Source organism: Pseudomonas sp. GW456-12-10-14-LB2 (assembly GCF_002884345.1).
GTDB classification, from domain to species: domain Bacteria; phylum Pseudomonadota; class Gammaproteobacteria; order Pseudomonadales; family Pseudomonadaceae; genus Aquipseudomonas; species Aquipseudomonas paraglycinae.
In genome coordinates this window covers 158,167-172,082 of sequence record NZ_POHV01000001.1, presented here as the reverse complement: position 1 = coordinate 172,082, position 13,916 = coordinate 158,167, and the positions used below count along the sequence as shown (strand labels likewise).

The window sequence follows — 13,916 nt, the reverse complement described above, 5'->3', positions numbered from 1 at the left end:
TGTCTATGAGTCTGCCGCTTTTTCCGCTGAACACGGTGCTGTTTCCCGGCTGCAATCTGGATCTGCAGATCTTCGAAGCACGCTACCTGGACATGATCGGCCGCTGTATGAAACAGGGCGGCGGGTTCGGCGTGGTGTGCATCCTGGAAGGCAGCGAAGTCGGCGTCGCGCCGGAAGGTTTCGCCATGGTCGGCTGCGAAGCGCGCATCACCGATTTCCAGCAGCAGGACAACGGACTGCTGGGCATCCGGGTGCAAGGCGGGCGGCGCTTCATCGTGCAGAGCACCGACGTGCAGCGCGATCAATTGATCATGGCCGAGGTCGAGTGGCTGGACGAAGAACCCGAGCAACCGCTGCAGGATGAAGACGCCGATCTGGTGGCGCTGCTCAAGGCTCTCGCCGAGCACCCGATGGTCGAGGCGTTGAACATGGGCATCGAAGCGGCGGGGCAGCAATCACTGGCCAATCAGTTGGCGTATCTGCTGCCGTTCGCCGAGGAAGACAAGATCGATTTGCTGCAACTCGACGACCCGCAGCAGCGACTGGATGCGATTCAGGCGCTGCTCGATGAATTGCAGGGCGAGTTGTTCGCTTAAGACTCGACTCGGTTATACGGGCCAGACGATGTCATTGGCGAACCAGTCCCGGCCACCTGGAAATGCAAGGATCGGCTTGCCGGCCCTGGCCACCGCATCGATCAACGCGTCGTATTCATGTTGATTGGAAATGCCGCTGTGGGTCCGCGCCTCGATGTCATTGCCGATGTAGCTGGTTTGGGCGGCAGCGGCAACGTCGTCGACTTTTGCCGCACGGGTGAAGGTCGAGTCGAGCAGCCAGAGGCGCTCTGATTCGATACCTCGCTTGGACGTTGAAATCAGGGCTTCGAGTTCGTCTTCGGGAAACCAGGCATTCTTTTCCCGTGCCGCCAGATTGAGCAAATGGTTCTCCTCATTGAGGACCACCTCCATCCTTCGGGTATCGATGACGTAAGAGAAGATGAACTGCTGATCGTGTCGGATCGTCTCGTAATTGCGTTCGGTGTCCAGTTCTACGTCCGATGCATCGGACCAGTCGTTGTCGGAGTTCCCTGACTCGTTGTCCGATTCACCCGGTTTTTTGCCGGGATATTTGTTTCTCTGGCTGTTGTAGCGCAGGTACTGCGGATCGGGAGCCTCGGTGCCCCTGGCGCTATATCTCTTGACCAGCTGATGGCTGACCGTGGCACTGATCGGTTTTTCGGTCGTGGCGCCGCGCGGGTGTTTCAGGCGAGGCAGCATGCGTCCGTCGTTGTAGAACTCGAAAGGCGTGCGTTCATCGGCCCTGAACAGACCCGGAATATCCGTGCGATACAGGCAGTCGCTGCTGTTGCGCAGGTAACCGAGTCGGGTCAGAAAGGCGTCGAGAAATTCCCGGGTGACGCTTTTGTCGAAGTCGATCAGGTCGCTGCGCAGTGTTCCGTTCCGCACGGGCAGTAGCAGCGGTTCGATTTCTTCATACAGTTGATCGAAGCGGGTCGGATCGTTCTCGTCCCGAGAGCGTAAGTGATGCTGCTTGGCCCACTCCGGCATCACCCGGGGATCGGCGGTCAGATCACTGTGCAACCGGATGTGTTGTCGTGGCGACAGGTTATAGGCGCGCAAAAACTCGACGCGCTGGCCGAGCGTCATCAGTGGATGCATCGTGAGCAACGAGTCGTTCAGCAGTCGGGTGGTGGCTTCATGCGCCGACAAAGGAGAGGTCTGCGCTTGTTTGGCTGGCTCCGGCGTATCAACGTCACTGACCTGGGAATGGGGGCGTTTCGAGGGGGTATGTGAGGCCGGGCTCCAGGTCGATTCACCGGTATTTCTGTAGAGCACCGGCCCGGGAGACAGCTTTTTGTATAGATCCATGGCCCGATAGGTGCCCAGGTTCGCATCGAATTCCACATACACCGTGCCGCTGTCTTTCACATCGACGAACGCGCGTCCGACGATGTAGTGCAGACCCTCCTCGTTGGGCGGTTGCAGGTTGCGCAGCAATCCGGGGTTCAAACGGTAACTGTCCAGTCCGGTCGCCGTTTCACGGGAGGCGACCGGCAGGTCAGACACTTCGATTTTCGGTGTGTCCGCGAGGGGCGGGGTGTGTCCCGGGTTTCGCGGATGCGCGGCTGTCAGGTCTGGCAACGAATGCGGTAGCTGTGGGTCTGGCGCTTGCGGTCGCAATCGTGGGAGTTCAGCAAGCGAGTCGGCGGGCGTATTACCCTTGGAAAAGCCTGGCGGCGAGGGTGGTTTTGGTCGCATGGTGTCATTCCTTGACGATGATCAGGTGCTCGACAGGTATCGAGCGGGTCGGAGCGGTTTCGCTGCTCCAGACGTTGGTGGCAACGTTGTATGAAATCTTGCCGGCAGCGGTTTCGCTCAGGCGAATGTGGTGAACGGACACTTCGTCGGACTCAAGCTCTTCACGCCGTTGATGCTCACGAATGTCCTGGGCGATGGCCTGAACCGATGGGTAGGCTCGGGCATTGATGGCGCACAGACCGATCACCTCGAACAGTGCATTGATCCGATAACGGTTTCCCGAGGAGACCACGACTTCGATGGTTTCCAGTGGCGTCAGCGGATCGTTGCTGTCCGGCAGTTGAATCCGGATGCTGCCGATTCTGAGCAGGTTGTCCTTGATGGAAAGATCGCGGTGGCTGATCTGCTCTTGCAGATGTTGCGTGTGAATGAACCAGGTGGAAGAGCCCGAGACGTTGGCATCCGCTTCTGCGGTGGACAGCCGGATGGACGTGGCGCTGGCGGGAAACAGTTCATAGCTCGACGATCGTCCCTCCAGCCAATAGGTCGCATTGTGCTCGGCTGCCTGAAAGTCGACCCGCTGCGAGGTTGCCTTCAGCGTGCGCTTCTCGACAGAGGGCCTGACGAAAATATACCGGCCGGCTCGCTCGCGCAGCGAGGTGCGGCTTTGCACTACGGTATAACCCGGGTTCCTTGCGTCGTTTAGATACGTGGGATGCGGAAAGTCGAGGTGATAGGAAATCCCGTCTCGCATGACCAGCGTCATCGGGTGATTCATCTGCCAGCCGGAGGCCAGGATTCCGGCTCCCATGTCGCGTTTCTTGCCCGGATTTTCTCTTGCAGCACCGTGCAACGAAAGCAAGCCACCACCCTGGTGGAATGTGATGGTGTAGTGAATGTCCGAGTAGCTGAGCTGCGTGAATGCGTTTGGCCTTGTTTTTGTAACCGTATAAATCGCCCTGACTTCATCGATTTCCGTGCTGTCGCGGTCGACGTACAGAGTGCTTCGGGTCGGTGTTTCGTTCAGCGTTGCCCACAGGATCGAGTGATAGACCTGGCGCGAGACGAAGTAATACGAGTGCGGTTTGTTCGAGATTCTGCAAGGGAGATCATTGACCGGCACCGGCGAGGATTTCGTTGTGCCGACGGTCAGAACGGTCACTTTCACGGTCAGGTCGGCCAGGTCCGGGGTATCGGCAGGCCACGCCGGCAGCAAGTGGTAGCCGTCCTGTGTAATGAGCGTCCATTTGTCGTTGCGCAGGGTGCGTTTGCCATCGACCGTCCGGTACACCGCCTCCAGCACCAGTTCCCGGCTTGGCGACCGGATGTCGTCGTCGCGCAGGGATTCAATGACCAGCGCGTCATTGCGCACGTACCAGCGCTGGATGGCTTCGAGTGTCACGCCCAGATAGACCTTGCTCGGTTCCTGACCATCCTCTTGGAGGGAAACCTTGAGACAGTTCGGGGCAATTTCATAGGTATCGCTACCGCTGCCGCCGTCGACCGTGCCTTGAAGACCGCTGACGGAGATGCGGTCATCGCCGGCGCCTGCGTCGACGCGGTCATCACCATTGGCGGCAATGGTGTCGGCGTGGTCGGAACCGGTCACGCGGTTGAGCGCGCCGGCCAGTGTCTCGACCTTTTCGATGGACTTGAAGGTTGAATGCAGCACCGGTTCAGCCGCTGGGTCTGCAGGACGCACCGCCAGCCTGCCGTTTTTCAGGTCGATGTCAAAACCGATATGGCGCGGCGGTTTGGCGACAGGGTCTTGGTTTTTGTGTTTGCCTTGCAGCCAGAGCAGATCGGTGCCGTCACCGCCGGACAGCTCACTGACGGTGGTCGGGTCTTCAGACAGCGCTTCGGATGCCGACTGAAACAGAAAGGAGTCATCCTTGTTGCCGCCGTCGAGGGTTTTACGGCCGCTGGCATAGCTGAAGAAATTCGGCTTGTCCTCAACGCCTTGCACCGTGTCATGGCCGCCGCCCAGGTTCCAGAAGACCCCTTTCGCCGGGTCGCTTTTGGTCCGCGCGATGACGGCGTCCGAGCCTGATACGCCCTTCCTCGCATCGCAGGTATCGTCCGTATCACTGATGACGGGGAGATTTTCGGTGATATAGGGTGTTTCTCCTTTGGCCTCATCCCATTGGAAGCGATAAAGACGAGTTGGCTGCAACGTGACCTCGTAACGGCCATTGACGATCGCATCGACACTTTCCTTGAATTCATTGTCGAGCCAGCCAAGGCTGCGGGTTTTCAAGGCTTTGGCATAATCGCTCGTGGTCTTGGCGACCAGGTAGCGCTCCATCAGAGCCTTGTCCTGGCTTTGTCCGGTGAACGCGAACCAGCCGGCACGCCAGCGTTCGTGCACGGTCAGCTCGATGTAATCGTCGATATCGTCGACCATGCGCGCGGCACCGTAGATTCGGGCACCGACAATCATGATCGCCGCCGCTGCAATCCCCACCGGGCCAGCAGCTTGAAAGCCCATCAGTGCTGCGCAGCCAAGGGCAATGGACAGGGCACCGCTGAACACGCTCAAGCCGCCGGTGACGTACAGATCCTGAGCTTCCTTGCCTTGGGCCTTGGCCGCATCGTTGAAGGATTTGATGGCGGTGTAGATATCGAAGGGCAGCGTCAGCACGCTGGCGATCAGGCCTGCGCCCCGGCTCAGCCATTTGCCCATGGCGGTCTTGCCGAATTGTTCGAGGGCCATGGAGCCCTGGCGGATCATCTGTTCGCCGGTCTTGTTCAGCGCGTATTCGAGGCCCAGTGAAGTGATCTCGGCGAGAGCGCCGCCCACATTGATCAGCACTTCTCCCATCTGACCTTTCTTGAGGCCGTCGATGGCGCCCATGTAGGCGCTGTACAAACCGTAGGCCTGCAGCCCGGCGCCCATACTGGTCATGCCGCGACTTTTGGCCTTGTCTACCCAGCCCGGCAGGTGTTCGGGCAGCGGGCTTCTGTGGATATCCAGCTGTTGAGTGGCGGTCAGCAGTTTGCCGATTTTCTGCATGGGGTGCTCAGTATCACTGGCGGATATTTCGCGCAGAAGCGGTGCTGCGTCGGGGGAGCGCAGAGTGGCGATTTCGTAGAGTAATTCCGGTACCCGTTGATGCTCCTGACCATCGACTGACTTGATCCGCTGCTCAACCTGGGCGGGATCGAATTGCAGCCCATCGATAAAGGCCTGATCGGGCTCGGGGAAGTACGTGTTGGCTGCTGTAATGGCCTCGCCGTTGACCCGGGCACCCAGCGCCTGAAGTGTCTGGCGGCTCACGGTCAGTTCGCCAAATCGCAGGGGCCCGAACAGTTTGTCCAGATCGTTCAGGTCCGACATTTTGCCAAACGGTACATCGGTTTCCGCCGTTGCTGAATTTGATGGAGTGATAATGTCGGAAATTGTTATGGAGGCTGTAAGAATAGTTTCAGGATTGATGTTAAAGGGTTTGGCCAAAATCAATACTCTTTGATGAAGTGTCGGGTGACTTTGGCATGAAGGATGGTTGTGTTTGGTTGTTATTGTTTTGCTGATTGTATTGTTGTTTTTTGTATTGCCTTTGAAGTGGTCTGTCGGGTGTTTTTGATTTAGCGTTGAACCCGACTCGCAGGAAGCGGGTTTCATGAACAAGGAGAGCGATGTGACAATTTATGAAGATGAATGGGCGTTCTGGGATGATATTGCCGGGAAGTATATTTTTAAACATGCAGGCGTTGATCTGAATACCGATATTGTCCTCAAGGCCGCCGGCTACTACGCGGATTCCATGGTGCTTGAGCGCCGCAAACGCAGACGTGTGAAGAACGATCCGGCCCAGGCTGCTGGTAAATGAAATCCTGTCTGTTGTTCAGTCCGTTTTTAACAAGAAGAGAACCTTCACATGTCTGATGGCAATAATATTACCTTCACGGGGCAACTGTTCGCGGATGGACTTCCGCTGGTGCTCAATTATCAAGTCATGGAACAACGTTTGAAGCAGCCGCGGATCACCACGGGGCAGAGGTTGAATGCGGAGATTTCCCTGAATGACGAAATCAGTTCGCCAATCGTGACACTCGCGGATCATGACGATGCCGAGCCGCTGTTATTGGAGTTTGTTCCGGATTATCAGGGGCGATATGCCCTTAATGTCAAAACGGCCGGTCGTTACTTTAATTGGCAGCTGCGACTTGATCAAAGTACAAGGCATCTTCTGGCCGCGAAAAGTGGTGGTAGTTACTTTGAGCTGGAAACGTATGCCGGAAAGCTCAAGTCGTTTGGTGACTTGCCGTCCAATCCGGTTTCTGTGGCGCTGTTCAGCGTAGAGAAGAAGATGCGCCTGTTTCAGCATGAGACAAAGGAAGGGCTCACCTACTTCCTGGACAAGAATCCGAACGACACCGGGCACAATGCCTACAACCCTTCGTCGGTATCGTTCGTCTTGAGGAGCAATCCTTCGCTGCTGTCTGCCGTCGCCTAGTACGAATAGCGCAGCATGGTATGCGGCAAGTGTCGCAGCACGAAGAAACCGAACAGGGCGACCAGCGCCGGCAACACCAGCCACCAGACTCTCTGCGGCATGGCGCCGAGCGGCGATTGCCGTTGGCTGAGCCAGAGCCCGGCGGCGCACACGCACGCGGCGAGCATGGCGCCGGCCAGCACATCCGTCGGCCAGTGTGCGCCCAGATACACTCGCGACAGGGCAATCGCCAGTGCCGGAATACAGCCGACCAGCAACCAGGTCAGTCGCAACCTCGGCGGCTGCCCGCGTCCGGCCAGCACAGCCAGAGTCAGGAACAGCGCGAACGATCCGGACGCATGGCCGCTGGGCATGCTGTAACTGGTGAGCGGGTCTGTCAGTACTTCCGGGCGCACCCGGGCGAAAAACATCTTGGTGCCGGTGTTGGCCAAGGCCGTGACGAGCAGGGTGCCGCCCACGAAGATTGCGTGGCGCCACTGGCGGCACAGCAACAGCAGCGCAGTCAGCAGGGCGCTGAACAGCAGCATGTTGCGGAATTCACCGATCAGGGTGAAGACCACCGCCACCTCATCCAGCGCCGGGCGGCGATGTTCCTGCACCAGGGTCATGACGCCCTGATCGAGGGCAGTCAGATACGGGTAACCGATGAACAGGCCGATCAGGATCAACAGGCTCATGCTGCTGATCCAGATCGTCGCCCGCCGATGGCGGCGCAGGCTGCTGTTGGCGCTCAGGCCGACCATCACCGCAATGCTGCCGGCGACGATTCCGGCCTGCAGCCAGAAACCTTCCGGCAACGGCAGGCGAATCGCCGCCCCGGTGGCCCAGCCCGGCAGCAGGTAGGCGAGGCTCCAGCCGGCCGCTGCCAGCAGACTCACGGCCGCGAAGCGCGGGAAGGGCATGTCGCACATCCCGGCGACCATCGGCAGCATCGGCCGCAGCGGGCCGATGAAACGTCCGACCAGCAGGCTGGCGATGCCGTACCGTTGGAAGTAGGTTTCCGCGCCGGCCATCCATTCCGGGTGATGGCGCAGACCCGGCAGGCGCCGGATATTCTGGTGGAAGTGGCGACCGAGGAAATAAGAAATCACATCGCCGAGAATCCCGCCGAGGAAACCCAGCAACAGGGTTTCGCTCAACGACAGCGCTCCGCTGCCGGCCAGCACCGCCACGGCAAACAGCAGCACCGTGCCGGGCACGATCAACCCGGCAATCGCCAGGCATTCCACGCAGGCCACGACAAACACAGCAGCGGCCAGCCACTGCGGATTGGCGGCCAGCCACCCGGTCACGCTATCGAGCCATGGGCCCATACAAACCACTCCATTTCATTGATGTCCCTGATCGGCGAGCCGAAGGGTGTGCATTCACAGCAAAAAATAATCGCGACCTTCGACCTGACCTCGACGCAGCGGGTTCCGCGTGCACCACTGGGCATAGGCGGCATCGACGAAGCGATACATCAAGTGTTCGTCACGGCCATGGGGAATGCCCAGTCGGGTGGTCTGAATGACGTGGGTCGGAGCCGGTCCGGTATCTTCCACCAGCAGGATTTCATGGTCGAAGCGCTTGGCATCCCACACCGGCACTTTCAGTCCCAGCGCCTTGCACAACAGCGTCTGCCCGGCACAGAGTTTCTGCGACGGACGCGGTCGCCCCTGGGCGTCGGGGTTGTTCAACAGCATCTGCGCCAGGCTGGCCGGGCCACTGATCTCGTCGACCCACGGATAGGCCGATTTGATCAGCACTGCATTGCCCGGACCCTGCGCGCTGAAGTTCAGCGAATCGCCGCCACGGGCGTAGTACATATAGATGTGGCCGCCGTCCAGAAACAAAGCCTTACGCTTTTCTGTGTAGCCGAGGGACGCGTGGCTGCCTTTTTCTTCGCAGTAATACGCTTCGGTTTCGATGATTCGGGCGCTGAGCCACAAATCGCCGACGCGGTGGCGGATGACTTTGCCGAGCAGATCGCGGGCCAGTGTCTGGGCGTCACGGTCGAAAAAAGCGTCCGCAAGGCCGACAGGCTGGCGCGCGGAGGTGGCGCGAACGGTCAGGTTGGACATGGCAAACAATGTTTATCCAGGCGAAGGAGGTCGTGATGATAACAATTCACGGCTTAATCCCGGCTGAACGTCGGCAAATCGCCGTCCATTTCGACCATCCGCCCGTCACCGCTGTTAGTCCCGGGACGCGACAGCTATAATCTGCCGCTTTCCTCTTTGCCAAGACCCCAGCAGACCATGACTGAGTCCGTTCTTGACTACATGACCCGATTGGGTCGCGCCGCCCGCGAAGCTTCCCGCGTCATCGGCCGTGCCAGCACCGCGCAGAAAAACCGCGCCCTGCTGGCTGCCGCCAATGCCCTGGACGCCGCCCGCGCCGAGCTTGCGGCAGCCAATGAACAGGATCTGGCCGCCGGTCGCGCCAACGGGCTGGAGCCTGCGCTGCTGGAACGTCTGGAACTGACCCCGGCGCGTATCGATGGCATGATCGTCGGTCTGCGTCAGGTCGCAGCGCTGCCGGATCCGGTCGGTGCGATCCGTGACATGAGCTTCCGTCCGTCGGGCATTCAGGTCGGCAAGATGCGCGTACCGCTGGGCGTTATCGGGATCATCTACGAATCCCGTCCCAACGTGACCATTGATGCCGCGAGCCTGTGCCTGAAGTCCGGCAACGCGACCATCCTGCGCGGCGGTTCCGAAGCGATTCATTCCAACCGCGCGATTGCCGCCTGCATCCAGCGCGGTCTGGCCGAAGCCGAACTGCCGGCTGCCGTGGTGCAAGTGGTGGAAACCACCGACCGTGCCGCCGTTGGCGCGCTGATCACCATGCCGGAGTACGTCGACGTGATTGTGCCGCGCGGTGGTCGGGGCCTGATCGAGCGCATCAGTCGTGACGCCCGGGTGCCGGTGATCAAGCACCTGGACGGCATCTGCCACGTCTATGTCAGCGAACACGCCGACCTGCCGAAAGCCCAGCGCATCGCCTTCAATGCCAAGACCTATCGCTATGGCATCTGCGGTGCGATGGAGACCTTGCTGGTCGATCAAAGTGTTGCGAAGGATTTCCTGCCGTCGATGGCGAAGCAGTTCCGCGAAAAAGGCGTCGAACTGCGTGGTTGCGAACGCACCCGGGCGATCATCGAGGCCGTAGCGGCAACCGAGGAAGACTGGAGCACCGAGTACCTGGCGCCGATTCTGTCGATCCGCGTGGTGGATGGCCTGGATCAGGCCATCGAACACATCAACCATTTCGGCTCCCACCACACCGACTCGATCGTCAGCGAAAACCTCGCCGACACCCGCCAGTTCGTGGCTCAGGTCGACTCGGCGTCGGTGATGATCAACACCCCGACCTGCTTCGCCGATGGATTCGAATACGGATTGGGTGCCGAGATCGGCATTTCTACTGATAAGCTGCACGCCCGTGGCCCGGTGGGCCTCGAAGGACTGACCTGCGAGAAATACATCGTGGTCGGTGATGGCCAGTTGCGCGGCCAGGCGACGGTCTGACTTGTCCGACCTCGACCTGAAAGCGCCGAAACCCGGCAAGAGGTCCCGTCCCCGGCGCATTGGCGTACTGGGCGGGACGTTCGATCCGGTGCATGTCGGCCATTTGCGTGGTGCGCTGGAAGTGGCCGAAGCGCTGGGGCTCGATGAGCTGCGCATGATGCCCAGCGCCCGGCCGCCGCACCGCGATACGCCGCAGGTGTCGGCGCAGGACCGGCTGGCAATGGTTGAATGTGCGGTGGCCGGTGTGCCGCCGCTGGTGGTGGACGCCCGCGAATTGCAGCGGGACAAACCGTCCTGGACCATCGATACCCTGGAGTCGCTGCGTGCCGAAATGGCTGCCGAGACCCAGGTTTTTCTGCTTCTGGGCTGGGACGCATTTTGCGGACTGCCCACTTGGCACCGCTGGGAAGAGTTGCTCCAGCATTGCCACATCCTGGTGCTACAGCGCCCGGACGCCGACAGCGAACCGCCGGATGCCTTGCGCAACCTGCTGGCAGCGCGTTCGGTGAGCGACCCGCTGGCCCTGAAGGGGCCGAGCGGACAGATTGCATTCGTCTGGCAGACACCGCTCGCGGTTTCCGCCACCCAGATCCGTCAACTGCTGGCCAGCGGTAAGTCGGTACGTTTCCTGGTGCCCGACGCGGTCCTGGCCTACATCGATGCGCACGGTCTGTACCGTGCGTCGAACTGAACAAGGCGTGCTTCACTGATACGAATCCACGTGTCGCCAAGCCGCCGAAAATATGAGCAAAACGAGTTTTATATGACTGACAAAGACCAAACCAAAGTAAAGCGCAAAGGCACATTCAAGAGCGCCCCGCTGCCAGAACCGGTCAACACCAACGAACCGCTGAAGGGCGACGAGCTGGTCAAGGTGGCCGTTGCAGCCCTGGAAGACGTGAAGGCCCAGGATATCCAGATCATTGATGTGCGCGACAAGCAGAGCATCACCGACTACATGATCATCGCCACCGGTACTTCCAACCGCCAGATCAACGCGATGCTGGACAAGGTTCGCGAAGAGGTCAAAAAGAACGGCGCCAAGCCGCTGGGCGAAGAAGGCAAGGGCGACAGCGACTGGGTGCTGCTGGACCTGGACCTGGTGATCGTGCACATGATGACCGCCTCGGCACGTCAGTTCTACGACCTGGAGCGCCTGTGGGCCGGTGCCGAGCAAAGCCGTGCGGCGGACGCCAAGCACCACAGCCCGGAAAACACCCACGAGCATTTCACCAAGCTCAACAAAGACCAGCTGTAAGGGATTGCTGTGCGACTGCGACTGATCGCCGTCGGTTCACGCATGCCCAAGTGGGTGGAAGAAGGCTGGCATGAATATGCCAAGCGTCTTCCGTCCGAGCTGGCGCTGGAACTGGTGGAAATTCCGCTCAATACCCGTGGCAAGAACGCCGACGTGGCCCGCTTCATCCGTCAGGAAGGCGAAGCCATGCTGGCCAAGGTCGGGCAGAACGAGCGGATCGTCACTCTCGAAGTTCATGGCAAGCCGTGGAGCACCGAGCAACTGGCGGTCGAACTCGATCGCTGGCGCCTGGACTCGCGCACGGTCAACTTCATGGTCGGTGGCCCGGAAGGGCTGGCGCCGGAAGTCTGTGCCCGCGCGGATCAGCGCTGGTCGTTGTCGCCGCTGACGCTGCCGCACCCGCTGGTGCGCATCCTCATCGGCGAGCAGTTGTATCGTGCCTGGACCGTGCTGTCCGGCCACCCTTACCACAAGTAATCCGCCCTCATGTCTCAGCCGATCCGCATCAAGGACCACGAAAAAGACGCCCGTCTGGTGCGTGGTCGCGTCGTGTTCGGCGCAATTGCGGTGGTGGCGCTGATCTGCGTGCTGATTGCGCGGCTGTATTACCTTCAGGTGATTCAGTACGAATATCACTCGACCTTGTCGGAAAACAACCGGGTGCATGTCCAGCCGATCCCGCCGACCCGTGGCCTGATTTTCGACCGCAACGGCGTGGTGGTGGCGGACAACCGTCCGAGCTTCAGCCTGAGCATGACCCGCGAGCGCTCCGGCGACTGGCAGCAGGTGCTCGACGTGATCGTCGAGGTCTTGCAGCTGACGCCGGAAGACCGGGTGATCTTCGAGAAACGCATGCGTCAGGGCCGCCGGCCGTTCGAACCGGTGCCGATCCTGTTCGAGCTGAGCGAAGAGCAGATCGCCCGGATCGCGGTGAACCAGTTCCGTCTGCCGGGCGTCGAGGTGGTCGCGCAACTGGTGCGTCATTACCCGCAGGGCGCGCACTTTGCGCACTCGGTGGGTTACATGGGGCGGATCAACGAAAAAGAGCTGAAGACCCTCGATCCAGTCAACTACAGCGGCACCCACCACATCGGCAAGACTGGCATCGAACGCTTCTATGAAGCCGAGCTGCACGGCCAGGTGGGTTACGAAGAGGTCGAGACCAACGCCCGTGGCCGCGTTCTGCGCGTGCTCAAGCGGACCGATCCGGTGCCTGGCAAGGACATTGTCCTGAGCCTCGACATCAAGTTGCAGGAAGCTGCCGAGGCTGCGCTGGGCGGTCGGCGTGGCGCGGTGGTGGCGCTCGATCCGAAAACCGGCGAAGTGCTGGCGATGGTCAGCCAGCCGAGCTTCGACCCGAACCTGTTCGTCACCGGCATCAGCTTCAAGGCTTACGCCGAGCTGCGCGATTCGATCGACCGGCCGCTGTTCAACCGCGTGCTGCGCGGTCTTTACCCGCCGGGTTCGACGATCAAACCGGCGGTGGCGATTGCCGGTCTCGACGCGGGCGTGGTGACGGCGTCGAGCCGGGTATTCGACCCCGGTTACTACATGCTGCCCAACTACGATCACAAGTACCGCAACTGGAACCGCACCGGGGACGGCTTCGTCGACCTCGACACGGCGATCATGCGGTCCAACGACACCTACTTCTATGATCTGGCGCACAAGCTGGGCATCGATCGGTTGTCGGCCTATATGAACAAGTTCGGCATCGGCCAGAAGGTCTCGCTGGACATGTTCGAAGAATCCCCCGGCCTGATGCCGTCCCGCGAGTGGAAACGCGCGACCCGGCGTCAGGCGTGGTTCCCGGGCGAAACCCTGATTCTCGGGATCGGCCAGGGCTACATGCAATCGACCCCGCTGCAACTGGCCCAGGCCACGGCGCTGGTGGCCAACAAGGGCGTGTGGAATCGCCCGCACCTGGCCAAATCCCTCGAAGGCGTGAAACCGGTGGATGAGAATCCGATGCCGGACATCATCCTGCGCGATCCGTCGGACTGGGCCAAGGTCAACCATGGCATGCAACAGGTGATGCACGGTGCACGGGGTACGGCGCGTAAAGCGGCGATCGGCGCGCAATACCGGATCGCCGGCAAGTCAGGTACGGCGCAGGTCGTGGCGATCAAGCAGGGTGAAAAGTACGACCGCTCCAAGGTTCAGGAACGCCACCGCGACCACGCCTTGTTCGTCGGTTTCGCGCCGGCGGATGACCCGAAAATCGTGGTGTCGGTGATGGTCGAGAACGGTGAGTCCGGTTCCGGCGTCGCTGCACCGGTGGTGCGGCAGGTCATGGATGCCTGGCTGCTGGATCAGGACGGACGGTTGAAGGCCGAATACGCCAGCCCTATCAGTGCGGAGGCTACGGCCCGTGATGAATAATTTCGATCGCATGCTCTCCAGCGAGGAT

At 60.4% G+C, this 13,916-nt stretch carries 12 protein-coding genes; 8 read left to right on the top strand and 4 right to left on the bottom strand.

Annotated elements, in window-relative coordinates; all coding sequences use genetic code 11:
* Positions 1-5: 5 nt before the first annotated feature.
* Complete coding sequence (locus C1X29_RS00845; RefSeq protein WP_085747646.1) at positions 6-596, top strand: LON peptidase substrate-binding domain-containing protein; 591 nt, start codon at positions 6-8, stop codon at positions 594-596.
* Between the two features lie 12 nt (positions 597-608).
* Here C1X29_RS00845 and C1X29_RS00840 read toward each other — a convergent pair whose 3' ends face one another.
* Positions 609-2,018, bottom strand: coding sequence for a hypothetical protein (locus tag C1X29_RS00840; RefSeq protein WP_256584270.1), 1,410 nt, complete (start codon positions 2,016-2,018; stop codon positions 609-611).
* A gap of 265 nt (positions 2,019-2,283) precedes the next feature.
* Positions 2,284-5,733 carry a calcium-binding protein gene (locus C1X29_RS00835; RefSeq protein ID WP_256584269.1) on the bottom strand — a complete coding sequence of 1,150 codons (3,450 nt, stop codon included), beginning with the start codon at positions 5,731-5,733 and terminating at the stop codon, positions 2,284-2,286.
* A 166-nt stretch (positions 5,734-5,899) separates the two neighbouring features.
* Here C1X29_RS00835 and C1X29_RS00830 point away from each other — a divergent pair, with 166 nt between their 5' ends.
* Together C1X29_RS00830 and C1X29_RS00825 are read left to right on the top strand one after the other, a co-directional pair.
* Positions 5,900-6,109 carry a hypothetical protein gene (locus tag C1X29_RS00830; protein WP_256584268.1) on the top strand — a complete coding sequence of 70 codons (210 nt, stop codon included), beginning with the start codon at positions 5,900-5,902 and terminating at the stop codon, positions 6,107-6,109.
* 48 nt (positions 6,110-6,157) lie between these two features.
* Positions 6,158-6,736: a hypothetical protein gene (locus C1X29_RS00825; RefSeq protein ID WP_102716655.1), complete on the top strand. Its 579-nt coding sequence runs from the start codon at positions 6,158-6,160 to the stop codon at positions 6,734-6,736.
* On the opposite strand, the gene C1X29_RS00820 is transcribed toward C1X29_RS00825, so the two are convergent.
* The gene (locus C1X29_RS00820; RefSeq protein ID WP_102686367.1) at positions 6,733-8,049 is read right to left on the bottom strand and encodes a bifunctional DedA family/phosphatase PAP2 family protein; all 1,317 of its coding nucleotides are present in this window, start codon (positions 8,047-8,049) and stop codon (positions 6,733-6,735) included. The two genes, C1X29_RS00825 and C1X29_RS00820, sit on opposite strands and share 4 nt — an antisense overlap.
* A 54-nt stretch (positions 8,050-8,103) precedes the next feature.
* A complete protein-coding gene (locus tag C1X29_RS00815; protein WP_007958648.1) occupies positions 8,104-8,799 on the bottom strand; it encodes a DNA-3-methyladenine glycosylase in 696 nt (231 codons plus the stop codon).
* Between the two features lie 177 nt (positions 8,800-8,976).
* Here C1X29_RS00815 and C1X29_RS00810 point away from each other — a divergent pair, with 177 nt between their 5' ends.
* The 5 genes from C1X29_RS00810 (at position 8,977) to mrdA (ending at position 13,888) form a co-directional block, all read left to right on the top strand.
* Positions 8,977-10,248, top strand: a complete 1,272-nt coding sequence (locus C1X29_RS00810; RefSeq protein ID WP_007958650.1) for a glutamate-5-semialdehyde dehydrogenase — start codon at positions 8,977-8,979, stop codon at positions 10,246-10,248.
* Positions 10,217-10,939, top strand: coding sequence for a nicotinate-nucleotide adenylyltransferase (nadD, locus tag C1X29_RS00805; RefSeq protein WP_039771865.1), 723 nt, complete (start codon positions 10,217-10,219; stop codon positions 10,937-10,939). Before C1X29_RS00810 ends, nadD begins: the two co-directional genes overlap by 32 nt.
* 72 nt (positions 10,940-11,011) lie before the next feature.
* Entirely contained in the window at positions 11,012-11,506 is a 495-nt protein-coding gene (rsfS, locus tag C1X29_RS00800) for a ribosome silencing factor (protein WP_007958654.1), read from the top strand.
* 9 nt (positions 11,507-11,515) lie between these two features.
* The gene (rlmH, locus tag C1X29_RS00795) at positions 11,516-11,983 is read left to right on the top strand and encodes a 23S rRNA (pseudouridine(1915)-N(3))-methyltransferase RlmH (RefSeq protein WP_009051038.1); all 468 of its coding nucleotides are present in this window, start codon (positions 11,516-11,518) and stop codon (positions 11,981-11,983) included.
* A 9-nt stretch (positions 11,984-11,992) separates the two neighbouring features.
* On the top strand, positions 11,993-13,888 hold the full coding sequence (gene mrdA / locus C1X29_RS00790; protein ID WP_102716654.1) for a penicillin-binding protein 2: 1,896 nt from the start codon (positions 11,993-11,995) through the stop codon (positions 13,886-13,888).
* The last annotated feature ends 28 nt before the right edge of the window (positions 13,889-13,916 follow it).

What these genes read in the sequence shown, in the direction of transcription:
- nadD (WP_039771865.1), top strand. Translation starts at nt 10,217, where the DNA reads ATGGCCAGTTGCGCGGCCAGGCGACGGTCTGACTTGTCCGACCTCGAC.
- C1X29_RS00845 (WP_085747646.1), top strand. Translation starts at nt 6, where the DNA reads ATGAGTCTGCCGCTTTTTCCGCTGAACACGGTGCTGTTTCCCGGCTGC.
- C1X29_RS00825 (WP_102716655.1), top strand. Translation starts at nt 6,158, where the DNA reads ATGTCTGATGGCAATAATATTACCTTCACGGGGCAACTGTTCGCGGAT.
- C1X29_RS00830 (WP_256584268.1), top strand. Translation starts at nt 5,900, where the DNA reads ATGAACAAGGAGAGCGATGTGACAATTTATGAAGATGAATGGGCGTTC.
- mrdA (WP_102716654.1), top strand. Translation starts at nt 11,993, where the DNA reads ATGTCTCAGCCGATCCGCATCAAGGACCACGAAAAAGACGCCCGTCTG.
- C1X29_RS00815 (WP_007958648.1), bottom strand. Translation starts at nt 8,799, where the DNA reads ATGTCCAACCTGACCGTTCGCGCCACCTCCGCGCGCCAGCCTGTCGGC.
- C1X29_RS00810 (WP_007958650.1), top strand. Translation starts at nt 8,977, where the DNA reads ATGACTGAGTCCGTTCTTGACTACATGACCCGATTGGGTCGCGCCGCC.
- rsfS (WP_007958654.1), top strand. Translation starts at nt 11,012, where the DNA reads ATGACTGACAAAGACCAAACCAAAGTAAAGCGCAAAGGCACATTCAAG.
- C1X29_RS00820 (WP_102686367.1), bottom strand. Translation starts at nt 8,049, where the DNA reads ATGGGCCCATGGCTCGATAGCGTGACCGGGTGGCTGGCCGCCAATCCG.